This window comes from Haemophilus sp. C1 (assembly GCF_001276515.1).
Taxonomy (GTDB): Bacteria; Pseudomonadota; Gammaproteobacteria; order Enterobacterales; family Pasteurellaceae; genus Haemophilus.
The window spans coordinates 1-25,394 of record NZ_LDVZ01000019.1 but is presented as its reverse complement, the minus strand read 5'-3'; the positions used below and the strand labels follow the sequence as shown (position 1 = coordinate 25,394).

General features: G+C 37.8%; 29 protein-coding genes and 2 tRNA genes. 23 read left to right on the top strand and 8 right to left on the bottom strand.

All coding sequences use genetic code 11. The features are described 5' to 3' along the window. The 17 genes from tolQ (at position 1) to iscX (ending at position 11,638) form a co-directional block, all read left to right on the top strand. The gene (tolQ, locus tag ABW51_RS07560) at positions 1 to 687 is read left to right on the top strand and encodes a protein TolQ (protein ID WP_053466239.1); all 687 of its coding nucleotides are present in this window, start codon (positions 1 to 3) and stop codon (positions 685 to 687) included. A 70-nt stretch (positions 688 to 757) separates the two neighbouring features. Beyond that, positions 758 to 1,177 carry a colicin uptake protein TolR gene (gene tolR / locus ABW51_RS07555; RefSeq protein WP_005649190.1) on the top strand — a complete coding sequence of 140 codons (420 nt, stop codon included), beginning with the start codon at positions 758 to 760 and terminating at the stop codon, positions 1,175 to 1,177. 15 nt (positions 1,178 to 1,192) lie between these two features. Continuing rightward, positions 1,193 to 2,341 (top strand): cell envelope integrity protein TolA, encoded by a 1,149-nt coding sequence (tolA, locus tag ABW51_RS07550; RefSeq protein WP_053466238.1) that lies wholly within the window; start codon positions 1,193 to 1,195, stop codon positions 2,339 to 2,341. A 41-nt stretch (positions 2,342 to 2,382) separates the two neighbouring features. Next, entirely contained in the window at positions 2,383 to 3,666 is a 1,284-nt protein-coding gene (gene tolB / locus ABW51_RS07545) for a Tol-Pal system beta propeller repeat protein TolB (protein WP_053466237.1), read from the top strand. Positions 3,667 to 3,691: 25 nt separating this feature from the next. Further along, positions 3,692 to 4,153, top strand: coding sequence for a peptidoglycan-associated lipoprotein Pal (gene pal / locus ABW51_RS07540; protein ID WP_005626966.1), 462 nt, complete (start codon positions 3,692 to 3,694; stop codon positions 4,151 to 4,153). 153 nt (positions 4,154 to 4,306) lie between these two features. Next, positions 4,307 to 4,382: transfer RNA gene (locus tag ABW51_RS07535), tRNA-Lys, on the top strand. A 23-nt stretch (positions 4,383 to 4,405) separates the two neighbouring features. Next, positions 4,406 to 4,481 (top strand) — tRNA-Lys (locus ABW51_RS07530). Between the two features lie 116 nt (positions 4,482 to 4,597). Then, a complete protein-coding gene (gene trmJ, locus ABW51_RS07525; protein WP_053466236.1) occupies positions 4,598 to 5,317 on the top strand; it encodes a tRNA (cytosine(32)/uridine(32)-2'-O)-methyltransferase TrmJ in 720 nt (239 codons plus the stop codon). Between the two features lie 56 nt (positions 5,318 to 5,373). Then, positions 5,374 to 5,829, top strand: coding sequence for a Fe-S cluster assembly transcriptional regulator IscR (iscR, locus tag ABW51_RS07520; protein ID WP_005630093.1), 456 nt, complete (start codon positions 5,374 to 5,376; stop codon positions 5,827 to 5,829). A gap of 71 nt (positions 5,830 to 5,900) precedes the next feature. Continuing rightward, positions 5,901 to 7,115, top strand: a complete 1,215-nt coding sequence (locus ABW51_RS07515) for an IscS subfamily cysteine desulfurase (protein ID WP_053466235.1) — start codon at positions 5,901 to 5,903, stop codon at positions 7,113 to 7,115. 57 nt (positions 7,116 to 7,172) lie between these two features. After that, positions 7,173 to 7,556, top strand: a complete 384-nt coding sequence (gene iscU / locus ABW51_RS07510; protein WP_005626962.1) for a Fe-S cluster assembly scaffold IscU — start codon at positions 7,173 to 7,175, stop codon at positions 7,554 to 7,556. Positions 7,557 to 7,609: 53 nt separating this feature from the next. Further along, on the top strand, positions 7,610 to 7,933 hold the full coding sequence (iscA, locus tag ABW51_RS07505; RefSeq protein WP_005626961.1) for an iron-sulfur cluster assembly protein IscA: 324 nt from the start codon (positions 7,610 to 7,612) through the stop codon (positions 7,931 to 7,933). A 12-nt stretch (positions 7,934 to 7,945) separates the two neighbouring features. Further along, positions 7,946 to 8,467: a Fe-S protein assembly co-chaperone HscB gene (hscB, locus tag ABW51_RS07500; RefSeq protein ID WP_053466234.1), complete on the top strand. Its 522-nt coding sequence runs from the start codon at positions 7,946 to 7,948 to the stop codon at positions 8,465 to 8,467. Positions 8,468 to 8,497: 30 nt separating this feature from the next. Next, positions 8,498 to 9,184 (top strand): DUF2625 domain-containing protein, encoded by a 687-nt coding sequence (locus ABW51_RS07495; protein ID WP_053466233.1) that lies wholly within the window; start codon positions 8,498 to 8,500, stop codon positions 9,182 to 9,184. An 18-nt stretch (positions 9,185 to 9,202) separates the two neighbouring features. Beyond that, entirely contained in the window at positions 9,203 to 11,062 is a 1,860-nt protein-coding gene (gene hscA, locus ABW51_RS07490; protein WP_053466232.1) for a Fe-S protein assembly chaperone HscA, read from the top strand. A 40-nt stretch (positions 11,063 to 11,102) separates the two neighbouring features. Next, positions 11,103 to 11,444, top strand: coding sequence for an ISC system 2Fe-2S type ferredoxin (fdx, locus tag ABW51_RS07485; protein WP_005629440.1), 342 nt, complete (start codon positions 11,103 to 11,105; stop codon positions 11,442 to 11,444). Further along, positions 11,444 to 11,638 (top strand): Fe-S cluster assembly protein IscX, encoded by a 195-nt coding sequence (iscX, locus tag ABW51_RS07480; protein ID WP_053466231.1) that lies wholly within the window; start codon positions 11,444 to 11,446, stop codon positions 11,636 to 11,638. Before fdx ends, iscX begins: the two co-directional genes overlap by 1 nt. 51 nt (positions 11,639 to 11,689) lie before the next feature. On the opposite strand, the gene ABW51_RS07475 is transcribed toward iscX, so the two are convergent. The 6 genes from ABW51_RS07475 to ABW51_RS07450 all read right to left on the bottom strand — a co-directional run bounded on the left by ABW51_RS07475 (position 11,690) and on the right by ABW51_RS07450 (position 17,492). Then, on the bottom strand, positions 11,690 to 12,304 hold the full coding sequence (locus ABW51_RS07475) for a YfgM family protein (RefSeq protein WP_053466230.1): 615 nt from the start codon (positions 12,302 to 12,304) through the stop codon (positions 11,690 to 11,692). 17 nt (positions 12,305 to 12,321) lie between these two features. Then, a complete protein-coding gene (gene hisS, locus ABW51_RS07470) occupies positions 12,322 to 13,593 on the bottom strand; it encodes a histidine--tRNA ligase (RefSeq protein ID WP_053466229.1) in 1,272 nt (423 codons plus the stop codon). Positions 13,594 to 13,602: 9 nt separating this feature from the next. Beyond that, the gene (ispG, locus tag ABW51_RS07465) at positions 13,603 to 14,709 is read right to left on the bottom strand and encodes a flavodoxin-dependent (E)-4-hydroxy-3-methylbut-2-enyl-diphosphate synthase (RefSeq protein WP_053466228.1); all 1,107 of its coding nucleotides are present in this window, start codon (positions 14,707 to 14,709) and stop codon (positions 13,603 to 13,605) included. 8 nt (positions 14,710 to 14,717) lie between these two features. After that, positions 14,718 to 15,629, bottom strand: coding sequence for a RodZ domain-containing protein (locus ABW51_RS07460; protein ID WP_053466227.1), 912 nt, complete (start codon positions 15,627 to 15,629; stop codon positions 14,718 to 14,720). Between the two features lie 71 nt (positions 15,630 to 15,700). After that, positions 15,701 to 16,240: a type IV pilus biogenesis/stability protein PilW gene (pilW, locus tag ABW51_RS07455; RefSeq protein WP_053466226.1), complete on the bottom strand. Its 540-nt coding sequence runs from the start codon at positions 16,238 to 16,240 to the stop codon at positions 15,701 to 15,703. Positions 16,241 to 16,340: 100 nt separating this feature from the next. Further along, on the bottom strand, positions 16,341 to 17,492 hold the full coding sequence (locus ABW51_RS07450; RefSeq protein WP_005630119.1) for a bifunctional tRNA (adenosine(37)-C2)-methyltransferase TrmG/ribosomal RNA large subunit methyltransferase RlmN: 1,152 nt from the start codon (positions 17,490 to 17,492) through the stop codon (positions 16,341 to 16,343). A 247-nt stretch (positions 17,493 to 17,739) separates the two neighbouring features. Here ABW51_RS07450 and ABW51_RS07445 point away from each other — a divergent pair, with 247 nt between their 5' ends. The 5 genes from ABW51_RS07445 to ABW51_RS07425 all read left to right on the top strand — a co-directional run bounded on the left by ABW51_RS07445 (position 17,740) and on the right by ABW51_RS07425 (position 22,283). Next, the gene (locus tag ABW51_RS07445; protein WP_053466225.1) at positions 17,740 to 18,618 is read left to right on the top strand and encodes a D-alanyl-D-alanine carboxypeptidase family protein; all 879 of its coding nucleotides are present in this window, start codon (positions 17,740 to 17,742) and stop codon (positions 18,616 to 18,618) included. A 203-nt stretch (positions 18,619 to 18,821) separates the two neighbouring features. Further along, complete coding sequence (locus tag ABW51_RS07440) at positions 18,822 to 19,703, top strand: metal ABC transporter substrate-binding protein (protein WP_053466224.1); 882 nt, start codon at positions 18,822 to 18,824, stop codon at positions 19,701 to 19,703. Further along, positions 19,703 to 20,623, top strand: a complete 921-nt coding sequence (locus ABW51_RS07435; RefSeq protein WP_053466223.1) for an ATP-binding cassette domain-containing protein — start codon at positions 19,703 to 19,705, stop codon at positions 20,621 to 20,623. The genes ABW51_RS07440 and ABW51_RS07435 overlap by 1 nt, the downstream gene beginning before the upstream one ends. Positions 20,624 to 20,626: 3 nt before the next feature. Further along, entirely contained in the window at positions 20,627 to 21,475 is an 849-nt protein-coding gene (locus ABW51_RS07430) for a metal ABC transporter permease (RefSeq protein WP_005634080.1), read from the top strand. Beyond that, on the top strand, positions 21,468 to 22,283 hold the full coding sequence (locus ABW51_RS07425; protein WP_053466222.1) for a metal ABC transporter permease: 816 nt from the start codon (positions 21,468 to 21,470) through the stop codon (positions 22,281 to 22,283). Before ABW51_RS07430 ends, ABW51_RS07425 begins: the two co-directional genes overlap by 8 nt. A gap of 340 nt (positions 22,284 to 22,623) precedes the next feature. Here ABW51_RS07425 and ABW51_RS07420 read toward each other — a convergent pair whose 3' ends face one another. After that, complete coding sequence (locus ABW51_RS07420; RefSeq protein ID WP_053466221.1) at positions 22,624 to 23,697, bottom strand: porin; 1,074 nt, start codon at positions 23,695 to 23,697, stop codon at positions 22,624 to 22,626. A 260-nt stretch (positions 23,698 to 23,957) separates the two neighbouring features. After that, complete coding sequence (gene rnhA / locus ABW51_RS07415; RefSeq protein ID WP_053466220.1) at positions 23,958 to 24,422, bottom strand: ribonuclease HI; 465 nt, start codon at positions 24,420 to 24,422, stop codon at positions 23,958 to 23,960. A 60-nt stretch (positions 24,423 to 24,482) separates the two neighbouring features. Here rnhA and dnaQ point away from each other — a divergent pair, with 60 nt between their 5' ends. Further along, positions 24,483 to 25,253: a DNA polymerase III subunit epsilon gene (gene dnaQ, locus ABW51_RS07410; RefSeq protein WP_053466219.1), complete on the top strand. Its 771-nt coding sequence runs from the start codon at positions 24,483 to 24,485 to the stop codon at positions 25,251 to 25,253. The last annotated feature ends 141 nt before the right edge of the window (positions 25,254 to 25,394 follow it).

Genomic DNA, 25,394 nt, shown 5'->3' with positions numbered 1-25,394 from the left:
ATGACTGCAGAATTGAATTTTTTAGATCTTTTTCTAAAAGCAAGTATTGTTGTGCAACTGGTAATTGTGATTTTGATTTCTTTCTCAATCATATCTTGGGCAATTATCATTCAACGTAGCCGTATTTTAACGAATGCCTTAAAAGAAGCGCATACTTTTGAAGATCGTTTCTGGTCAGGAGAAGATTTAAATAAACTTTATGAAGGGCTATCTAATCGTCGCGATGGATTAACGGGAAGCGAACAAATTTTTTGCGTGGGATTTAAAGAATTTTCACGTTTAAAACAAGTAAATCCAGATGCACCTGAAGCGATTATTAAAGGCACAACGCGCGCGATGAATCTTGCGATGAACCGTGAGATTGAAAGCTTGGAAAGTCGAGTTCCATTTTTAGCCACAGTGGCATCTGTTAGCCCTTATATTGGTTTATTTGGTACTGTTTGGGGAATTATGCACGCTTTTATGGCATTAAGTGGTGCGAAACAAGCAACATTACAGATGGTAGCACCAGGTATCGCCGAAGCGTTGATTGCCACTGCAATTGGTTTATTTGCCGCAATTCCTGCAGTAATGGCTTATAACCGTTTAAGCTTACGAGTGAACGCGATTGAACAAGATTACGGTAACTTTATTGATGAATTCACGACGATTTTACACCGTCAAGCCTTTGGTAAAGCCCCTCACTAAAAATAGGGAAAATTGACCGCACTTTGAAGAAAAAGTGCGGTAAAAATAAGTTAAAATTTTAGAGGAATATATGGCTCGTCGTCAGCGTAAAGCAATTAAATCTGAAATTAATATTGTGCCTTTTTTAGATGTGCTTTTAGTTTTAGTGTTAATTTTTATGGCAACCGCTCCTATTATTAGTCAAAGCGTTCAAGTTGAATTGCCTGATTCTGTGCAAAGCCAAGAGGTTTCTAATGAAGATAAAGTGCCTGTAATTCTTGAAGTTGCAGGTATTGGGAAATATGCGATTTCTATTGGCGGAGAACGTCAAGAAGGTTTAACAGAAGAAATGGTTACTCAATTATCTAGACAGGAATTTGATAAAGATAATAATACGCTATTTTTAGTAGGTGGAGCTAAAGAAGTGCCTTATGAAGAAGTGATTAAGGCATTGAATTTACTTCATCTTGCAGGCATTAAATCTGTAGGTTTAATGACAAATCCCATTTAGCTAAGTAGGTAACACGTGCAAAATAATCGACAAAAGAAAGGAATCAATGCTTTTGCTATTTCTATCCTTTTGCACTTTATCTTGTTTGGCTTATTGATTTTAAGTTCACTTTATCACACCGTTGAAATTATGGGTGGTGGAGAAGGTGAAGGAGATGCAATGGGTGCAGTGATGGTTGATACGGGTACGGCTGCTCAGGAATGGGGGCGTATTCAACAACAAAAAAAAGGGCAAGCGGATAAACAAAAACGCCCAGAACCTGTTGTGGAAGAAAAACCACCTGAGCCTAATCAAGAAGAGATTAAGCATCAACAAGAAGTTCAACGACAAGAAGAGTTAAAACGTCAGCAAGAACAGCAACGTCAGCAAGAAATAAAAAAGCAGCAAGAGCAAGCTCGTCAAGAAGCGTTGGAAAAACAGAAGCAAGCTGAAGAGGCTAAGGCCAAGCAAGCTGCTGAAGCTGCAAAATTAAAAGCAGATGCAGAGGCTAAACGTTTAGCTGCTGCGGCAAAACAAGCCGAAGAAGAGGCTAAAGCGAAAGCAGCAGAAATTGCTGCTCAAAAAGCAAAACAAGAGGCGGAAGCTAAGGCGAAAGTAGAAGCAGAAGCTAAGGCAAAAGCCGCTGCTGAAGCTAAAGCAAAGGCTGAAGCGGAGGCAAAAGCGAAAGCAGCAGCTGAGGCTAAAGCAAAAGCTGATGCAGAAGCTAAAGCGAAAGCCGCTGCTGAGGCAAAAGCTAAAGCTGCTGCGGAAGCGAAACGTAAAGCAGATCAAGCAAGCCTAGATGATTTCTTTAACGGCGGGGATGTTGGTGGCGGCAGTGCATCTAAAGGGGGAAGCACAAATAAAGGTGGAACTCAAGGTAGCGGTGCTGCACTTGGCTCTGGCGATGGTGGTAAGATTGGAGATCAATACGCAGGTGTAATCAAGAAAGAGATTCAACGTCGTTTCTTAAAAGATCCAAGTTTTGCAGGAAAGGTTTGTCGTATTAAAATTCAATTAGGTCGAGATGGCGTAATCTTGGGCTATCAAAAAATTTCAGGTCCTGATGATATTTGTTCTGCGGCATTAAGTGCGGTGGCTAGAACGAAAAAAGTTCCAGCTGCGCCATCAGATGAAATTTATGAAAAATATAAATCGCCAATTATTGACTTTGATATTCGATAATTCTTTATAAAAATTTATTGTTAAATTTTAAAGGTAACAAAATGAAATTATTAAAACATTTAGTGAGCGTACTCGCGATTATACTTGCTATTACTCATAATGTATTCGCTGGAGATGAAGTACGCATTGTTATTGATGAAGGGGTTGATGGTGCGCGCCCTATAGCTGTTGTGCCGTTTGCGGGATCTGCACCGGAAGATATTAGCAAAATTGTTGCTGATGATTTACGTAACAGTGGTAAATTTAATCCTATTGCGGTGTCTCAGATGCCCCAACGTCCAACTTCAGCAGCTGAAGTAAATCCTGAAGCTTGGTCTAATATTGGCATTGACGCAATTGTGGTCGGACAAGTTGTTCCATCTGGTAATGGTTATAGTATTACTTATCAATTAATTGATACCGTTGGTGCATCAGGTACGCCAGGGGCTGTATTAATGCAAAATAGCTATACAGTGACAAATAAATGGTTACGCTATGGTGCTCATACTGTTAGTGATGAGGTTTTTGAAAAGTTAACTGCGATTCGTGGTGCGTTTAGAACTCGTATCGCTTATGTCGTGCAAAAAAATGGTGGTTCACAGCCCTATGAAGTTCGTGTTGCAGACTACGATGGCTATAATCAATTTATCGTAAATCGTAGCTCTCAACCAATTATGTCACCAGCTTGGTCTCCAGATGGTCAACGTTTAGCGTATGTATCTTTTGAAAATAAAAAATCACAACTTGTTGTACAAGATTTAAATTCTGGTGCTCGCAAAGTGGTGGCTTCTTTCCCTGGACATAATGGTGCTCCTGCATTCTCTCCAGATGGTTCACGTTTAGCCTTCGCCTCTTCACAGGATGGCTCATTAAATATTTATGTGATGAGTTCTCACGGCGGTGCTCTGACTCAATTAACTCGTGGTGCAGGTAATAATACAGAACCATCTTGGTCTCCGGACGGTAGCTCAATTTTATTTACATCCGATAGAAGTGGTTCACCACAAGTTTATCGTATGAGTGCAAACGGTGGTGGTGCAACACCGGTTGGTGGTCGCGGTAGTGCACAAATTAGCGCTGATGGCAAAACCCTTGTGATGATTAATGGAAACAATAATGTTGTTAAACAAGATCTCACATCTGGTGCATCAGAAGTACTTAGTACGTCTTTCTTAGGCGAAAGTCCAAGTCTTTCACCAAATGGAATTATGATTATTTATAGCTCTACACAAGGCTTAGGAAAGGTGCTACAATTAGTTTCTGCAGATGGTCGCTTCAAAGCGAGCCTTCCAGGAAGTAATGGCCAAGTGAAATTTCCTGCTTGGTCGCCATACTTAACTAAATAAAGAAAACTCATTGAGGAGAAATCTAATGAACAAATTTGTTAAATCATTATTAGTTGCAGGTTCTGTAGCTGCATTAGCTGCTTGTAGTTCATCTAACAACGATGCTGCAGGCAATGGTGCAGGCCAAACTTTTGGCGGTTACTCTGTTTCTGATCTTCAACAACGTTACAACACCGTATATTTCGGTTTTGACAAATACAACATCGAAGGTGAATACGTTCAAATCTTAGATGCACACGCAGCATATTTAAATGCAACTCCAGCTGCTAAAGTATTAGTAGAAGGTAACACTGACGAACGCGGTACACCAGAATACAACATCGCGTTAGGTCAACGTCGTGCAGATGCAGTTAAAGGTTATTTAGCTGGTAAAGGTGTTGATGCTGGTAAATTAGGCACAGTATCTTACGGTGAAGAAAAACCTGCAGTATTAGGTCACGATGAAGCTGCATATTCTAAAAACCGTCGTGCAGTGTTAGCGTACTAATTCTTAGTATTTCTAATATTTGAAAAACAGGATCCATTTTTATTGGATCCTGTTTTGTTTTCATCGTTTGTAATTTAACCAATTAGCTTGAAAGAATGAATTTATTCTTTTGATTCTAAAATAAATGCGCTATCATTAATTCATCAACACAGTGGGTCGTTAGCTCAGTCGGTAGAGCAGCGGACTTTTAATCCGTTGGTCGAAGGTTCGAATCCTTCACGGCCCACCACTCTCTGATTTAGTTGTCCAGTTGGGTTGTTAGCTCAGTTGGTAGAGCAGCGGACTCTTAATCCGTTGGTCGAGAGTTCGAGCCTCTCACAACCCACCATTCTTATTTTTATTATTCATCTCTAATATTTTAAATTTCTTTAATTTGCTTAAATTCTTGACTATTTTTAGCGGTTATTGTGGTAGAATACCCTTAAATTTTAGTCGGGCATCATTATGTTGGAAAATATTCGTATTGTTTTAATTGAGACTTCACATAGCGGTAATATTGGTTCTGCGGCTAGAGCAATGAAAACAATGGGATTGACCCAGCTTTGTCTTGTTTCACCAAAATCTGTTGATGAACAATCTTATACTCTTTCAGCTAGCGCAGAAGATATTGTAAAAAATGCTAGAGTTGTCGATAGTTTTGATGAAGCCGTGGATGATTGCTCTTTGGTGATTGGAACAAGTGCTCGTTTGCGTCATTTACAAAGTACATTGATCGAGCCTCGAGAATGCGCGGAGAAAGTTGTAGCGCATGAAGGCAAGATAGCTATTGTGTTTGGACGTGAGCGTATTGGATTAACGAATGAAGAATTGTTGAAATGTCATTACCATTTGAATATCCCAGCTAATCCTGATTATTCTTCTTTAAATTTGGCAATGGCGGTACAGTTGGTTAGCTATGAATTGCGCATGGCATTTTTAGCTCAAGATAAGAAGGAAAATTCACTTTCTTTAATAGAACAAAGCTATCCAACTGCAGAACAACTCGCTTATTTTTTCGAGCATACTGAGCGTGTATATCAGTCACTCGGATTCATTCAAAATCAAGGTGTTATGCAAAAATTAAAGCGTTTATATTATCGTGCTCAACTTGAAAAAAATGAATTAAATATTTTAAATGGTATGCTAAGTGCGGTCGAAAAACGGATTGATCTTGATTTAGATTAATTGACTGATTTGGTAGGATATGTAAATATTGCAACATCACTTTTTAGGAACACTTTATGAAACTTACATCGAAAGGTCGTTATGCAGTCACTGCGGTTTTAGATATCGCTTTAAATGCAGAAAAAGGTCCTGTGAGCCTTGCAGATATTTCTGAACGTCAACATATTTCGTTATCTTATTTAGAACAACTTTTTGCTAAATTACGCCGTGATGGATTAGTAAAAAGTGTTCGTGGACCTGGTGGAGGTTATCAGCTAGGTTTACCAAGTGACCAAATTTCAGTGGGAATGATTATTTCTGCGGTAAATGAAAATATTCATGTGACAAAATGTCTTGGTCGTGGAAATTGCCAAAATGGCGTAGAATGTTTAACTCATACATTGTGGGAAGATCTGAGTAATCGCATTGAAAGTTTTCTCAATGAAATTACTTTGGCTGAATTGGTGAGTAAACGTGAGTCAAAACGCCAAACTCATAGTGATTTTGAGAATTTATTAATTGTTAATCAATAAAGGAAAGTAGTCCGTACAGTGCAAAATGCATTAAAAGTGCGGTCAAATTTAGAATGATTTAGGAGTGAAAAATGAAATTACCTATTTATTTAGATTATGCAGCAACTTGTCCTGTGGACGAGCGTGTCGCGAAGAAAATGATGGAATTTTTAACCATTGACGGTACATTCGGTAACCCAGCTTCTCGCTCGCATAAATTTGGTTGGCAAGCAGAAGAAGCGGTTGACGTGGCTCGTAATCAAATTGCGGATCTTATTGGTGCCGATTCTCGTGAAATTGTGTTTACTTCTGGTGCGACAGAATCAGATAACCTTGCAATTAAAGGCGCTGCGCATTTTTACCAAACTAAAGGTAAACATATCATCACTTGCAAAACTGAGCATAAAGCCGTCTTAGATACTTGTCGTCAATTAGAGCGCGAAGGTTTTGAAGTGACTTATTTATCACCCGAGTCTGATGGTTTAATTGATTTAGAAAAATTTAAAGCCGCACTTCGCCCCGATACGATTTTAGTTTCAATTATGCATGCTAATAATGAAATTGGTGTGTTACAAGATATTAAAGCTATTGGTGAGCTTTGTCGTGCAAATAAAACGATTTTCCACGTGGATGCAACTCAAAGTGTGGGCAAAGTTGCGATTAACTTGGAAGAGTTGCCAGTTGATTTATTATCTATGTCTAGTCATAAACTTTATGGGCCTAAAGGTATTGGTGCGTTATACGTTCGTCGTAAACCGCGTATTCGTTTAGAAGCGATTATTCATGGCGGTGGTCATGAGCGTGGAATGCGTTCAGGTACATTACCTGTTCACCAAATCGTGGGAATGGGCGAAGCTTATCGAATTGCAAAAGAAGAAATGGCATCAGAAATGTCACGTTTAAAAGCTCTTCGTGATCGTTTATATAATGGCTTAAAAGATATTGAAGAAACCTACGTAAATGGCTCAATGGAGCACCGTTTAGATAGTAATTTAAATATTAGCTTTAACTATGTTGAAGGTGAATCTTTAATGATGGCGTTGCGTGATATTGCTGTATCTTCTGGTTCTGCTTGTACATCGGCTAGCTTAGAGCCGTCTTATGTGTTACGCGCACTTGGTTTAAATGATGAATTGGCACATAGCTCAATTCGTTTTACATTGGGTCGTTACACCACTGAAGAAGAAATTGATTACACCATTAATTTAGTGAAAAGTGCGGTGGAAAAACTTCGTGCATTATCGCCATTATGGGATATGTTTAAAGAAGGTATCGACCTTAGTACAATTGAGTGGTCAGCTCACTAGGATTTAACTGCTATTATTAAATGGCGTTTCTCAAGGATTTAAAAAAGGAAAGTTAAAATGGCTTATAGCGAAAAAGTAATCGATCATTATGAAAATCCGCGCAATGTGGGTTCTATGGATAAAAAAGATAGCAATGTTGGTACTGGCATGGTGGGTGCGCCAGCTTGTGGTGATGTAATGCAGTTACAAATTAAAGTAAATGATAACGGCATTATTGAAGATGCAAAATTCAAGACTTATGGTTGTGGTTCTGCTATTGCATCTAGCTCATTAATTACCGAGTGGGTAAAAGGTAAATCTTTAGAAGAAGCAGGCGCGATCAAAAATAGTCAAATTGCAGAAGAGTTAGAATTGCCACCAGTGAAAGTACACTGTTCCATTTTAGCGGAAGATGCAATTAAAGCTGCAATTGCTGATTATAAATCCAAAAAAGGCGAATAATATGAAAAAGTGCGGTCGGTTTTGACCGCACTTTTAGTGGTTTTGGGGGATATATGAGTATTACATTAACAGAAAAAGCCGCTCAACGAGTGAAAGCTTTTTTGGATAATCGTGGCAAAGGTATTGGTTTACGTTTGGGAGTGAAAACATCAGGCTGTTCTGGATTAGCTTATGTGCTTGAATTTGTTGATGTCTTGAATGAAGAAGACCAAGTTTTTGAACAGCACGGTGTGAATATTATTGTCGATCCCAAAAGCTTAGTTTATCTCAATGGTATTGAGTTGGATTATGTGAAAGAAGGCTTGAATGAAGGCTTTAAATACAATAATCCAAATGTAAAAGAATCTTGTGGCTGTGGTGAAAGTTTCCATGTTTAAGGTAATAATCTGATGTTAAATCCTTTTCAAATTTTTGATTTACCTGTTGATTTTCAGTTAGATGAGAAGGCGCTAAATACACGTTATTTAGAATTACAAAAGGCTCTACATCCTGATAATTTTGTATCAAGTAGTGCGTTAGAACAACGCGTTGCGATGCAAAAATCCACCGAAGTGAATGATGCCTTAAAAACGTTAAAAGACCCAATTTTACGAGCAGAAGCTATCATTGCTCTTAATACGGGTGAACAGATCGATCTTGAACAAAAAAGTACGCAAGATGTGGCGTTTTTAATGCAACAGTTACAGTGGCGAGAACAACTAGAAGAACTTGAAGATCAGAAAGATGAAGAAGCATTAAATGCTTTTGCAAAAGAAATTAAACAAGAAACTCAGTTATTATTGACCGCACTTTCTGAGAGTCTGACATCCCAACAATGGACGAAAGCATCTCAACTGTGTGATAAATTACGTTTTACCCGTAAACTTTCTGAAGAAATTGAACGTGTAGAAGAACGTCTTTTTGAACTGTAATAGATCTATATCTCAATATCCCTTGATATTATGCAAACTCTCGAACAACTAATATCTCCAGAAAATTCTGCTTGGCCTATACTTTCCCAATGGATTGAAAGTGCACGTAATCATTGTTATGTCATTAAAAAAGATCAATCAAGTGCAGAACGTGAACTTTTTACCATGCAAATGCCAACATCATCACCAATGGGGGCTGTGATTTATGAAACAGGTGGAATTTTAATTCATTATGGTTGGTTGCGTATTTTAGGTTCAGGAAGTTTTAAATTACCGCGTGGATTGATGGATTGGAATTTTAGTAAGTCTTTTAGTCAGTCTGGTGAAAAACCAAAATATTTATTGGTTGCAGATGATGTGATAGGCGGTTACTTTGCATTAAATGGTGGTTCGTTAGGCGATAACCTTGGCAAAATTTATTACTTTTCACCAAAAGATCTCACTTGGCATAATTTAAATTTTACTTATACAGAATTTTTAGCTTGGGCATTGAATGGTGATTTAGAGGCTTTTTATCAAGGTCTATTTTGGCAAAATTGGCAAGATGATGTGAAACAATTGGATGGTAATCAAATTTTTGTATTCTCGCCTGACTTAAGCGAAGAGATAAAAATAGCGATTGATAAACGTCAAAAGCACGAAGTCAATATTGAAACACATTACCAATCAAGCTTTGCAGAAAAAAATAAATTTGATTTGGCGTATTCCGTCGCATAACCAGTAGAAAAATAGCATATGGCATTATTACAAATTGCAGAACCAGGACAAGCTGCTGCACCGCATCAACATCGTTTAGCCGTTGGGATTGATTTGGGAACAACCAATTCTTTGGTTGCATCAGTGCGTAGTGGGCAAGCCGTGATTCTTAATGATGAACAAGAGCGTAGTCTTTTACCATCAGTTGTTCATTATGGCGTTGAAGAGAAGAAAGTTGGTTTAGAAGCCTTTGAACAAGCCTCACTTGATCCAAAAAATACGGTGATTTCAGTAAAACGTCTAATTGGTCGTAGTCTTGCTGATGTTCAGTCTCGTTATTCTAGTTTGTCTTATGAATTTGTAGCGAGTGAAAATGGATTACCTTTAATTGTTACGACACAGGGGCCAAAAAGTCCAATTGAAGTATCCTCAGATATTTTATCGCGTTTAAATCGTATTGCAGAACAACGCCTTGGTGGCGAGCTTTCTGGGGTTGTGATTACGGTTCCTGCTTATTTCGATGATGCTCAACGTCAAAGCACTAAGGATGCTGCGCGTTTAGCTGGGCTAAATGTATTACGTTTATTGAATGAACCTACTGCAGCCGCAGTCGCTTATGGGTTGGATAGCGGGCAAGAAGGGATTATTGCAGTTTATGATTTAGGTGGCGGTACATTTGATATTTCAATTTTACGCTTATCAAAAGGTGTCTTTGAAGTTCTAGCCACGGGTGGAGATACTGCGCTAGGTGGTGATGATTTTGACCATTTAATAGCTGATTGGATCGTTGAACAAACCCAACTAAAACCACAAACCCCAAATCAACAGCGCGAACTGATAACCCTTGCTAGCGAAGCCAAAATAGCTTTAAGTACTGAGAAAAGTGCGGTCATTTCTTGGCAGAATTTTTCAGTAGAAATTTCACGAGAACAACTTAATGAGTTGATTCATTCACTTGTAAAACGTTCATTGCTAACTTGTCGCCGAGCTTTGAAAGATGCCAACGTTGAATCTGAAGAAGTGCAAGCGGTGGTAATGGTTGGTGGTTCAACTCGAGTGCCATATGTACGAGAGCAGGTTGGTAAGTTTTTTGGTAAAACACCACTCACTTCCATTGATCCAGATAAAGTTGTGGCACTTGGTGCCGCAATTCAAGCGGATATTTTAGTCGGTAATAAAACTGATTCTGATATGTTGTTGCTCGATGTCGTGCCGCTTTCTTTAGGCATTGAGACCATGGGTGGATTAGTGGAAAAAATTATTCCACGTAACACAACAATTCCTGTGGCTCGTGCACAAGAGTTTACTACTTTCAAAGATGGCCAAACAGCAATGACCGTTCATGTCGTACAAGGTGAACGTGAGCTGGTAGATGATTGTCGCTCTTTAGGGCGTTTTACTCTACGAGGTATTCCAGCAATGGCTGCGGGTGCCGCTCATATCCGAGTGACTTATCAAGTCGATGCAGATGGTTTATTAAGTGTGACTGCAATGGAAAAATCGACGAAAGTGCAGGCATCAATCCAAATTAAACCTTCCTATGGTTTAACGGATGAAGAAGTGACCGCAATGATAAAATCTTCTTTTGATAATGCGCAAGAGGATTTACAAGCTCGCGAATTAGCTGAGCAACGAGTAGAAGCGGATCGTGTGATTGAAAGTGTGATTGTTGCGTTACAAGCAGATGGGGCTGAATTGCTTAGCACAGAAGAGTTTCATCATATTGAAAGTGTGTTAAAACAATTAATGGATGTAAAACAAGGTTCAGATCGTGATGCAATTGCGCAAGGAATTAAAGCCTTGGATACTGCTACCCAAGAATTTGCAGCACGTCGAATGAATGCATCGATTAATAAAGCTTTGACAGGCAAAAATTTGTCAGATATTGAAAAACCGTAAAAGTGCGGTCAGATTATTAAATAATTTTGAGGAAAGTGTTATGCCAAAAGTGATTTTTTTACCTAATGAAGAATTTTGTCCCGAAGGTATGGTTGTTGATGCCGCTGCAGGTGATAACTTATTAGAAGTTGCACACAATGCAGGGGTGGAAATTCATCATGCTTGTGATGGCTCCTGTGCTTGTACAACCTGCCATGTCATTATCCGTGAAGGTTTTGACTCTCTAAATGAAACGAGTGATCAAGAAGAAGATATGTTGGATAAGGCTTGGGGATTAGAAATGGATAGTCGTTTATCTTGCCAATGTGTCGTGGGAGACGAAGATCTTGTGGTGGAAATTCCGAAATATAACATTAACCATGCCAATGAGGCCGCTCACTAATGAAATGGACTGATGTTCAATTAATTGCAGAAGAACTTTACGATCGTAATCCAGATTTAGATCCAAAAACCGTTCGTTTTACTGATTTACATAAATGGATTTGTGAACTTGAAGATTTTGATGATGATCCTAATAAGTCAAATGAAGCGATTCTTGAGGCTATTTTATTGAAATGGTTGGATGAATTTGAATAATCAGAAATTTGATTGAAAAAATACCCGTACTTTGGTGCGGGTATTATTTTTTTAAAGGTTATTTAATTTCATTTTTGCCATTTGTTGTTCTAATTGGCTACCACTTTGTTGTGCTTGCTCAAAGCTGTTTTTAGCCGCAACTTTATCTCCTTTGGCGACTTGGATATCGCCGGTTAAAATTGCTTTACGAGCATTAAAGCTTTCGCCTTTCACTTGGTTTAAGGTGGTTAAAGCATTGTCTAATTGACCCAGTTGAAATTGCACCGCACTCAGACGTAATGCAACAATAGATGTTAATACTTCATCTTGAGATTGGGTTAATGCTTGATTTAAGTTTGCTTCTGCTGCAGCAAAGTCTTGTTTTTCAGTCGCTTTTTTCGCTTCATCTAACAAAGCAAAGACAGCGTATGCCGTTTTGCTGTTAGCTTGCACAAATTGTTCTATATTGGCTTTTTTAGCTTGTTCATCCTGTTGTGCAGAATAGATTAACGCATCATACTGAGCAGAAGCTTGAGTGATTTGTTCTGCCTGGTGGGCTTGCCAATAACGCCATCCAAACATACCTCCAACTCCTAAGATGAAAGCAACAATAATTGTTTTGCCATTTTCTTTCCACCAGTCTTTCAACTGGTTAATCTCTTGTTCTTCTTCAATGGAATAAGCCATGTTTTTCCCCTTTTAAATTAAAATTGAGTTTGAATATAGTCGATTATATTCACTAAATCTAAGGTTTGCTGCTCTGCACCACCTTGTAAGTGTTTAACAACGACTTGTTTATTTTGTACTTCGCTTTCGCCGATAACTAATGCCAATGTTGCACCAGATTTATCTGCACGTTTAAATTGTTTTTTGAAATTACCGCCAGAGCAGTGCAACATAGTATTTAAGTGCGGTAATTCTGAGCGCACTTTTTCCGCTAATTCAAAAGCAGCTAATGTTGCGCCTTCACCTTGATAAACAACATAAATATCCACCGCACTTTTAACTGGAACATTTGAATTAACTTCTTGTACCAACAAGACTAAACGTTCTAATCCCATCGCAAATCCGATGCTCGGTGTTGCGTTTCCGCCAAGTTGTTCCACTAAACCGTCATAACGACCGCCACCACATACTGTACCTTGTGCACCAAGAGCTGAGGTTACCCATTCAAATACAGTTTTGTTGTAATAATCTAAGCCACGAACGAGTTTAGGATTAATTTCATATTGAATACCCACTGCATCTAATAATGAACATAATTGTTCAAAATGCTCACGGCTTTCATCATCTAAATAGTCAAGTAATTTTGGCGCATTATCCAATACTTTTTGTAATTCTGGATTTTTGGTATCCAAAATACGCAGTGGATTTTTTACTAAACGCTCTTTTTCTTCATTATTCATTAAATCTTGATGGTTTTCTAAAAATCCAACCAATGCAGAACGATAATTTGTTCGTGCTTCTAAAGAGCCAATAGAGTTAAGTTGAAGTGTAACATGTTGATCAATACCCAATGCTTTCCATAAACGATAGGTAAGCATGATTAACTCTGCATCGATTTCTGGATTTGCAATACCGAATACCTCAACACCTGCTTGATGGAATTGACGGTAACGCCCTTTTTGTGGACGTTCATGACGGAACATTGGCCCGATATACCATAAGCGTTGTTCATTATTATAGATCCAACCGTGTTCAATAGCGGCACGTACACAACCTGCTGTGCCTTCAGGGCGTAAGGTTAATTGTTCATCGTTATCCCAAAATGTGTACATTTCTTTTGAAACAACATCTGTTACTTCGCCGATTGCACGAGCGAATAATGGTGTACTTTCTACAACTGGCATACGCACTTCCGAATAGCCATAACTATTTAATACATTGCGTACTTGTGCTTCAATCCATTGCCATAATGGAGATTCTGTTGGGGCGCAATCGTTCATACCACGAATTGCTTGAATTGTTTTTGCCACGAGCTTTCCTTAAATAATTCTGTTTTTTGGATCTTGTTGTGCGACTTTCGCACGAATTTTTGCTTCTAATTGGTTCACTATATCTTCATTATCAAAACGCTCTTTTTGGCGTTCGCCGTCAAGATAATAACCACTTTTTTTGTTACCACCAGTTACGCCGAGATCGGAGACAAGTGCCTCGCCAGGACCATTCACTACGCAACCGATAATCGATACATCCATTGGTGTAATAATATCTTCAAGGCGTTGTTCCAGCGCATTTACTGTGCCGATCACATCAAACTCTTGGCGAGAACAGGTTGGGCAAGCAATAAAGTTAATTCCTCTTGAACGAATCCGTAAAGATTTCAAAATATCAAAACCGACTTTGATTTCCTCTACGGGATCTGCAGCTAATGATACACGTAATGTGTCACCAATACCTTCGGCAAGTAACATACCTAAACCTATTGCTGATTTAACCGCACCAGCACGTGCGCCACCAGCCTCAGTAATACCCAAATGTAAAGGCTGTTTAATTGCTTTAGCTAGTAAACGATAAGATTCAACCGCTAAAAATACATCAGAGGCTTTTACGCTCACTTTAAATTGGTCGAAATTTAGGCGATCTAAAATTTCTACGTGACGTAATGCGGACTCTAATAATGCCTCTGGTGTTGGTTCGCCATATTTTTCTTGCAAATCTTTTTCTAAAGAGCCAGCGTTTACGCCAATACGAATCGGAATATTTTTGTCTCGCGCACAATCCACAACGGCACGGATGCGATCTTCACGACCAATATTGCCAGGATTAATACGTAAGCAATCTACTCCATATTCTGCGACTTTTAGCGCGATACGATAGTCGAAATGAATATCTGCTACGAGCGGGACATTCACTTGTTGTTTAATTTGTTTAAATGCTTCCGCAGCATCCATTGTTGGAACAGATACACGAACAATATCTGCGCCAACACGTTCTAATGATTTAATTTGAGCAACTGTCGCTTCCACATCAGTGGTGCGAGTATTTGTCATTGATTGCACGGCAATCGGTGCATCTCCACCAATTGGTACATTTCCCACATAAATTTTTGTCGATTCACGACGCTTAATAGTTGGCTGAAAAGCTGACATTATTTTTCCTAAGGTTGTGAAAGTTTGAATTTTGCTACACGACCATCCACTTTCAGAGGATAATTCTCGCCTTTGTAAGTGATGCGCACATTGCTTGGTGCGCCTACAATTAATGAAAATTCATTGCCATTAAAGGTTAATATTTCGCCTTGTTTATATTCTTTTTGTGCTAATACGTGACGGGCGTTATCTTTTACACTAATCCAACTGCTATTTGTCAAAATTTCAATCACTAAATCGCCTTTTGCTATAGGTAACGTTGGAGAAATACTTGGATTTTCGACCGCACTTTGAATGTCTGAAACTGATTTTTCATCGTTTTTGGGTAGTGAAACACTATTTTCGTGTGCTATTTCTGGTAACACATTATTTGTTATTTCTACTGGTTGTGAGACTGGTGCTGCTGTTTCTGGTACAGTTTTATTACTTTCTTCTGTTGTCACAAGAGCGGTGGCGGGCTGATTGTTTTCGGTAGAGGCAACATAGCTTTGCACTAAATCATCGCGTTCTTGAGTATTTTGTTGATAACTTTGCCACCACCAAAGCCCAGTCATACCAATTACAATCACGAATACTATTGCGGTTAAACGCCCGATCCAACGATTGTGAGAGGAATATTGATTAACGGCACGGGTTGAACGTGCATTTTTCCCTAAATCATTTTTTTCTGTTTCAGCAAAAACAATACTTTCCCAAACTGAATCTGGCAAACGTAAGAATTTTGCATAGCTGCGAACATAACCTTTGACAAATATAGAAGGCGTTGATTTTTGAATAAATTCATTATTTTCAAGTTGCTCTAATATAGAGGGGCGTAGCGTGATTTCTTTAGCGACATCTTCAAGAGAAAGATTCAAGGCTTCGCGTGTTTGACGAAAAATCTCACCAGGAGAAAGCACTTGCTCAGTAGTTGGATTCATAAATTTAATCAAATAATTAGGCGGTAAATGAAGGCTAAATTTTAAAGTCCAATACTTGATTTGGCAATGCTTTATTTTAGACTATTGAATTTTTCCGCACGTTTTCCATCAATTTGACGTAATTTTTCTAATGTTTGCTGATAAATATCCATTTTTTGCGCGGAATAAGCACAAAGCGCGATATTTTCAAATGTATCTGCTTGATGATAATAATTTGGAGAATTAAGTGCTAATTCAAATTGTTGCTGAGCTTGCTCAAATTTCTTTTGACTACATAGAAACGTACCAAAATTATTATGCACATCGCCTTGTTTATGATTAAGTTTTACGGCTATTTCATACTCACGAAAGGCATTTTCTATTTGCCCTTGTTGTTGATAATAATGTGCAAGTGCTGAATGCACGAGATAGTAATTTTTATCGTGTAGAAGTGCTTTGTCTAAATTGATTTTAGCCAGTTGAGGATTATTTTGCTGAAGATAGTTCAATGCAAGTTCCACACGCGCTTTAGCGGCAGCTTGATGATCTAAGCTAGATACAGATTGTGAAACGCAGGCAGAAAAAATGAAAGGGAAAATAACCGCACTTAGTTGTTTAATTATTGTTTGCATTTTTTCTCCTTTTAACAGGGGAGGAAGAAATATTTAATATGCTTTAATTTGTATGAAAACATAAGGTATGTGAACTTGAACAATTCACATACCTAGAATATTAATTAACTTCCGTTACCCCAATATTTTGTCCAAATTGGCGTTTCATTGCCGTACGTTTAGTACGATCGATAACATCTCCCGCTAATTGCCCACAGGCTGCGTCAATATCATCTCCACGCGTTTTACGAATAATCACGGTAAAACCATATTCCATTAAGGTTTTTTGGAAACGATCGATACGTGTATTTGAGCTTTTTGCATAAGGTGCCTCTGGGAACGGATTCCACGGAATTAAATTAATTTTACAAGGCGTATTTTTTAATACTTCTGCAAGTTGATGAGCATGTTCTACGCCATCATTCACATGATCGAGCATGACATATTCAATCGTGACTTTGCCGTGATTCGCATTTGATACACTCAAATAACGATTTACCGAGTCAATCAACATTTTGATATTATATTTTTTGTTGATTGGCACAATTTCATCACGTAATTCATCGTTTGGGGCATGTAATGAGATAGCCAAAGCCACATCGATCATTTTGCTCAAATTATCTAGTGCTGGTACAACGCCAGAAGTGGATAAAGTGACACGGCGTTTTGATAAACCATAGGCAAAATCATCTAACATAATTTCCATTGCGGGAACAACGTTGGCAACATTTAATAAGGGTTCGCCCATTCCCATCATTACCACATTTGTAATTGGTCTAATGCCTGTCACCCCAAAGTTGCCAATAATTTTAGAGGCTCTCCAAACTTGGCCGATAATTTCTGAAACTGTTAAATTGCGATTAAATCCTTGTTGCGCAGTTGAACAGAATGTACAAGCTAAGGCACAGCCAACTTGGGAAGATACACAAAGCGTCGCGCGATCTGCTTCGGGAATATACACGGTTTCAACTTGTTGTTCACCCACTTGCATTGCCCATTTTATCGTGCCATCGGCTGAACGCTGCTCAACGGCAACTTCTGGGGCTTTAATTTCTGCAACCGCTTTGAGTTTTTCTCGTAATTTTTTATTAATGTTTGTCATATTGTCGAAGTTATCTTCGCCAAAATGATAAATCCATTTTACTAACTGATCTGCTCGGAATGGTTTTTCGCCGAGTTCTTTAAAAAATTCGCGCATTTGTTGGCGCGTTAAATCCATTAGATTAATTTTTTTAGCGGGTGCATCTGATTGCACGGACAATAATTCTGACATTTTAGCCTCGTTATTACACATTGTGGCGATAGCGTTGTGCTGGTATTTTTTATCAAAAACTCACAACGAAAAATTCGCAATTAAAAAATGAACGGCGATTGTACAGATTTGTCACCGCATAATCTAGCGGAATTGAAAAACGATGGAAAATATTACCGCACTTTTTTGCGATCTAGATCGCAAATATTTCCAATTACAGAGTAAAAAGTGCGGTAAAATGTAAGCCTATTTTCTAAGGTGACCAATAATGTTTAAGAAAGCTTTATTTATTTTATCTTTGTGTCCTTCTTTTGCGGTGGCACAGTCTTATGTTGTGTATGATTTTACGCATAATCGAGTGTTGGAAAGCCATGCGCCTGATAGCGTTCAGCCCATTGCTTCTGTAACGAAATTAATGACGGCTAATGTATTTTTAGAGAATAATAAAAATCCTAATTGTCGAATCGCAATCACAAAAGAGGATACGGATCGAATTAAAGGCACTGGAACAAAATTACCTAAAAACATTCCTATCTCTTGTAACGAATTATTGAAAGCAATGCTTGTCCATTCTGATAACTATGCTGCCCACGCACTTTCTCGTGCAGCAGGAATGAGCAGAATACAATTTATTAATAAAATGAACGAAAAAGCCCATCAACTTGGTATGTATTCTACTCGTTTTCATGATAGTTCTGGTTTATCGAGTAGCAATATCTCTAGTCCTATGGATTTAGTTAAACTTGCTAAACATTCCTTGAATAAATCAGACATTAAACGTTTATCCAATCTTAGTGCAACTTATATTCAAGCAGGGAAATACAAACTTTATATTAAAAATACTAATAAATTAGTGCGTGATGAAATCTTTGATGCGGTAGTGAATAAAACAGGATATATTCGAGAATCAGGTTATAATCTCGTTTTCATTAATAAACACCTATGTAAAAGTTCCACTATCGGTGTAATTAGTCTCAATAATTCTTCTTCTGCATATCGTTCTAGCTTTACTAAAAATAAATTAGAAAAATACGGTTGTACGGCATTGAATGGACGAACCATTCATGATGTTGAAGGTGAGGCACAATATGAAGATGGCTATGATGAAGAAGGCTTAAATGACCTAATAAAGAAAGTATCAGGCTAATAGAATAACCGTTGAACACATAGGGAAAATCTATCTCACTTTTTGTTATGCTTTCAAAGATTAAACTAATTTTAATGTTTGATAATTATTTTCATTTTAAAAGCGTAATAAAAATAGTATTATTGCCCATGATGAATAATTGTTGAGCAGTTGAGCGATTATTCAGGCATCCAACCTCTATTACTTTTTTATAAGGACATCTTATGCGAAATTCATTAAAAATTATGACCGCACTTGCACTTGGTTTGTTTGCAATGCAGGCTAATGCAAAATTTAAAGTTGTAACCACTTTTACCGTGATTCAAGATATTGCGCAAAATGTGGCGGGTAATGCGGCTACAGTAGAATCTATCACCAAACCAGGTGCTGAAATTCATGAATATGAACCTACTCCAAAAGACATTGTGAAAGCACAGTCTGCCGATTTAATTTTATGGAATGGTTTAAATTTGGAACGTTGGTTTGAACGTTTCTTCCAAAATATTAAAGACAAACCAGCAGTGGTGGTGACTGAAGGTATTCAACCATTGTCTATTTATGAAGGTCCGTATAAAGATGCGCCTAACCCACATGCGTGGATGTCGCCATCTAATGCATTAGTTTATATTGAAAATATTAAAAATGCATTGGTGAAATACGATCCACAAAATGCAGCCGTGTATGAAAAAAATGCTGCTGACTATGCTCAAAAAATTAAACAACTAGATGAGCCACTTCGTGCAAAATTAGCACAGATTCCAGAAGCTCAACGCTGGCTTGTGACAAGTGAAGGTGCTTTCAGTTATTTGGCGAAAGATTACAACTTAAAAGAAGGTTATTTATGGCCAATTAATGCTGAACAACAAGGCACACCACAACAAGTGCGTAAAGTGATTGATTTAGTTCGTAAAAACAATATTCCTGTTGTGTTTAGTGAAAGTACAATTTCAGCAAAACCAGCACAACAAGTAGCGAAAGAAAGTGGTGCAAAATACGGTGGCGTATTGTATGTTGACTCTCTTTCTGCGAAAAAAGGCCCTGTGCCAACTTATATTGATTTGCTTAACGTAACTGTATCAACCATTGTTAAAGGATTCGGAAAATAATGGACTCTTTCTCGACATCAATTTGGGTTAATGATGTAACTGTTCGTTACAACAATGGCCACACAGCTATTCACAATATGACGTTCTCATTAAACAGTGGAACTATTTGTGCATTAGTGGGTGTGAATGGCAGTGGTAAATCTACGTTATTTAAAAGCATAATGGGGCTTGTGAAGCCACAACAAGGTGAAATCAAGCTTTGTGATTTGCCAATTTCCCAAGCACTGAAACGTAATTTGGTTGCTTATGTTCCACAATCTGAAGAAGTGGACTGGCAATTTCCTGTGTCAGTGTATGATATCGTGATGATGGGGCGTTATGGGTATATGAATTTCCTTCGTATTCCCAAAGCGATTGATAAACAAAAAGTTCAAGAGGCGATGCAGCGAGTGAATATTGAGCATCTCTCCCATCGTCAAATTGGTGAGTTATCTGGCGGGCAGAAAAAACGCGTGTTTTTAGCCCGCGCATTAGCACAACAAAGTCCAATTATTTTATTGGATGAACCTTTCACTGGCGTTGATGTAAAAACTGAAAATGCCATTGTTGATCTTCTTCAACAGCTTCGAGAAGAAGGTCATCTTATTCTTGTCTCAACCCATAACTTAGGTTCTGTTCCTGATTTTTGTGATCAAGTGGTGATGATTAATCGTACGGTGATTGCCGCAGGGAAAACGGAAGATACCTTTAACCAACATAATTTGGAAATTGTGTTTGGTGGGGTATTACGCCATATTAAATTGTTGGGTGAGGATTTACATAACGATGAAGATAAACGTGCTGTTACCGTCTTGACGGATGATGAAAAAGCCGTTGTATTCTATGGTGAAACTAAACAAGATCCACCTGCACCAACAACAAAGGATTGCCATTTTGAAGACTGTCCTTATAAAAGTGCGGTCGAAAATAAGAAGGAATAGGTGATGTTAGATTTATTGCTCGAACCTTTTTCCTATGATTATATGCTCAAGGCGATGATCTTGAGCACTGCAGTTGGTGGGATTTGTGCTTTTTTGTCTTCATATTTAATGCTTAAAGGCTGGTCTTTGATTGGTGATGCACTTTCTCATTCCGTTGTCCCTGGTGTCGCGATAGCTTATGCCTTTTCTTTGCCTTATGCCCTTGGTGCATTTTTTGCCGGAATTTTAGCCGCACTTTCCATTCTTTGGATTAAATCCATTTCTAAACTGAAAGAAGATGCCGTTATCGGGTTTATTTTCAGTACTTTCTTTGCATTAGGTCTATTGATCATTTCTTTAAATCCAACTGCAGTAAATGTGCAAAGCATTATTTTAGGCAATATTTTAGGCATTGCTGATGAAGATATTTACCAAGTGGCAATTATCATCGGTGTTTGTTTAGTATTGCTTTTATTATTTTGGAAGGATTTACTACTGATTTTTTTCGATGAAACTCAAGCGATTACAGTCGGTCTTTCTCCATTATTTTATAAAATCTTATTTTTCACATTATTAAGTGCTTGTGTGGTAGCTGCATTACAAACTGTGGGGGCGATTTTAGTCATTGCGATGGTGATTACCCCGGGTGCGACGGCATATTTACTCACAGATAAATTCAAAACCTTGTCAATCATCGCTATTATTTTAGGGGCGGTGACAAGTTTTGTTGGTGTTTATATTAGCTATTATTTAGACGGTGCCACTGGCGGTGTGATTGTGACATTGCAAACATTATTATTCTTGGCTGCTTTCTTATTTTCACCAAAATATGGTTTGCTTACTCGTAATAAAAAGGCGGTAGAAAATGTTTGATTGGATTTTAGAACCGCTACAATTTGAGTTTATGCAAAATGCCTTATTAACCGCATTGATTGTTTCGATTATCTGTGCGTTACTTTCTTGTTATTTAGTCTTGAAAGGTTGGTCATTAATGGGCGATGCGATTTCTCACGCTGTATTACCTGGTATTGTACTCGCTTATTTGGCAGGAATCCCTTTAGCGATTGGAGCATTTTTCTCAGGTATTTTTTGCTCGCTTGGTGTGGGATATTTAAAAGAAAATAGTCGCATAAAAGAAGATACAGCAATGGGCATTGTATTTTCTGGAATGTTTGCCATTGGTCTTGTTATGTTCACCAAAATTCAAACAGAACAGCATTTAACGCATATTTTGTTTGGTAATGTATTGGGCGTAAGTCATCAAGAACTCATTCAAAGTGCGGTTATTTCTGCGATAATTTTTTGTATGATTGTCTTTAAACGTAAAGACTTTTTGCTTTATTGTTTTGACCCAAGTCATGCTCGTGTTGCAGGGCTTTCTCCTAAAATTTTACATTATGGATTGTTAATGTTGCTTGCTTTAACTATTGTAAGCACGATGCAAGTGGTAGGCGTTATTTTGGTGGTGGCAATGTTAATTGCACCAGGAATTACCGCACTTACACTCACAAAATCTTTTGATAAAATGTTATGGATTGCTATTATAAGTTCAATTACATCAAGCCTAATTGGCGTAATATTGAGCTATCATTTTGATGCGTCAACTGGCGCTTGTATTATTCTGTTACAAGCTGTGTTTTTTGTTGTGGCATTAACCTATAGCAAGATTAGAACAAGATAATTTCCCTTCTTTTAAAAACGGTACAAGCTGATGGTTTGTGCCGTTTTGTTCGATGAAATATTCTTTCAACTTCCACAAAGTATTTATTTTATACAAGTCATTCTTTATCTAACTTGATATCTCTTTCCCTCATAATTCTCAAAATCTTCTTTAGCTGAATTTTGTGGAATAGATAATGGAAGGATTTAATATGGAGAAAAATAGACATGAATAACTATAAAATAACGTCGCATACTTTGTAATATCAAAGACTGTAGATTGTTTTATTTGATTTTAGAACAAACAAAAAGGCGAACCTTTCGATTCGCCTTGCTTTTAATAATGTATTTCTAACAAATGATTAGAAGTAAACGCGTAAACCTACGCCCACTTTTTTATCTTTAGATACAGTAACGGCTGCGCCGTTAGTTTCTTTAGATTTGATATAAGCACCTTCAACATAAGTTAATACTTGTTTGTGAAGTTTATAATCTACACCAAATAATACGCCAGCGTCACGTTTTTTAGTGCCTTGATCTACTGAATAACGTTCATATAGGAAGTTACCATATACTTTGCTGGTATCTTTTACTAAATCAAATTGGAAACCTGGAGATACGAAGTAACGTTTCGCGTGTGCACTTGATTTATTTTTAATTTTTGCGTAACCGCCATCAAGAGATACGAATAAACCAGCATCATCAAAACGGTAACCTAAAGTTGCTAATACACCATTAACTTGTTGGATTAGCGCAGGATTAGCAGTGTCATATTTATAATTTGTACGGCCATAAGCAATACCTGCAACAATGTTGTTTGCATCATATTTTGCACCAACTTGAACACCGTTACGGATTTTACCACTGACTACTTCACCTGGAACTAGAGGAGCTGCATCTTCATCATTACGTTCTTGTGCAAATACATAGCTGGTGCTTAATGTTAAACCGTCAATGCCTTGGTAGGTATAAGCCGCTGCTGAAGCACCTTCATTTGGAACATAGTTAGACTTTTTGATAAGACCATATTCTTTATCTTCCGCGCTTACCATCACATCAGCGATAGTTTTTTGACGACCGAAAGTAACTTGACCTAATTCTTTTTTGCCTAAGCCAACATAAGCTAATTTAGTTGTTACATCACCAAATCCGTCAGTTTTTTCTGCACCAGAACTAAAGCGTGTTTCGAAATAACCTAACGCATAGTAGCCATCGCCTAAGTTATGAGTTGCTTTAATATGGAAACGTGAACCTGCATCGCGTAATGCACCGTGTTGATGTTTTTGACCTTTCACAGTGGTTTTGTTTTGTTCAGCGATAACGCTTAAACGACCGCCTAATTCTACTTTAGTTCCTTCGTTGTTATAAACAACAGCTGCGTTTGCTGCTGAAGCTGCAAATGCACCAACGATTAATGCTGCAAGTGTTTTTTTCATAATTTGTATTCCTTATGGTTGTTTACTACCTATGATTGAACTTTTCCTAAATAAGATTGCCCAACCGCCTAAATAGACGTGGCGGATCATTACAAATTCCCTTCTTAATGTCAATCCTCTAAAATTTAATTTTCTTGAAATCTGATCAAGATCACATTTTCTATACATTTTTGTCTGTTTTTTGTTCTTTTTTAAGGTTTGAGTATTGCCTGTAAATATTTTTAGGTATTGGGGAATAGAATGGTATGTTACTTTTTATATTATTCTTCCATGTACCCAATATCTTCCTGTGTTGGGTTTTCTGCCCCTTTTTTAGCTAATTCATCGCAAATTTCATTTTCCCTATGTCCTGCGTGGCCTTTTACCCATTGCCAATTAATTTTATGACGTTGGATGGATTCATCTAAGGCTATCCATAAATCTTGGTTTTTTACAGGCTTTCCAGAACTTGCTTTCCAATTATTTTTTTTCCAGTTAAAGATCCATTTTGTTATGCCATTTTTCATATATTGGCTATCACTATAAAGCGTGATCAAGCAAGGTTCTTTTAAGGCATTTAATGCTTCAATAACAGCGCATAATTCCATTCGATTATTGGTGGTTTTGAAATAGCCTTTGGAGAGCATTTTTTCATGCTGTTTATAACGCAATACGGCGCCAATTCCCCCCGCACCGGGATTACCTAAGCAAGATCCATCAGTAAAAATTTCAATCTGTTTTTGCATAACAAAAAGGTTGTTGTGTAGAATGACAGGTATTTTAATGGAAAGAGATAGGTTGAACAAATGATTAATCCCAATCGCCAAATTGTATTAGATACTGAAACTACAGGTATGAATCAGCTTGGCGCGCATTATGAAGGACACTGCATTATTGAAATTGGTGCAGTTGAATTAATAAATCGTCGTTACACAGGTAATAATTTCCATATTTACATTAAACCAGATCGCCCCGTTGATCCTGATGCGATTAAAGTTCATGGTATTACTGATGAAATGTTAGCGGATAAACCTGAATTCAAAGAGGTTGCCCAAGATTTTTTGGATTATATTAATGGTGCGGAATTGCTTATTCACAATGCGCCCTTTGACGTTGGATTTATGGATTATGAATTTCGTAAACTCAACCTTAATGTGAAAACAACCGATATTTGTTTGGTGACAGATACGCTACAAATGGCACGCCAAATGTACCCTGGAAAACGTAATAATTTGGATGCACTTTGTGATCGTTTAGGTATTGATAATAGCAAACGTACTTTGCACGGTGCGTTACTGGATGCCGAGATCTTGGCGGATGTTTATTTGATGATGACGGGGGGACAAACAAATTTATTCGATGAAGAAGAATCTGTTGAGTCTGAAGTTATCCATGTTGTGCAAGAAAAAGCGGCGGAAGAAATAAAAAGTGCGGTGGATTTTGCGCACAATTTAAAATTACTTCAACCCACTGACGATGAGCTACAAGCACATTTAGAATTATTAAAGATGATTAATAAAAAAAGTGGAAATAATTGTCTTTGGGATAAACGCTTTGGTAATGACAATGTTCATTAATCGTTTGGAATTTAAGCAGGTAAGTAAAATTTCATAAAAAAAGATTGACGAGATTTATGTTCGTCATTATGATACGCACCACTTAGCGGAGTGGTAGTTCAGCTGGTTAGAATACCTGCCTGTCACGCAGGGGGTCGCGGG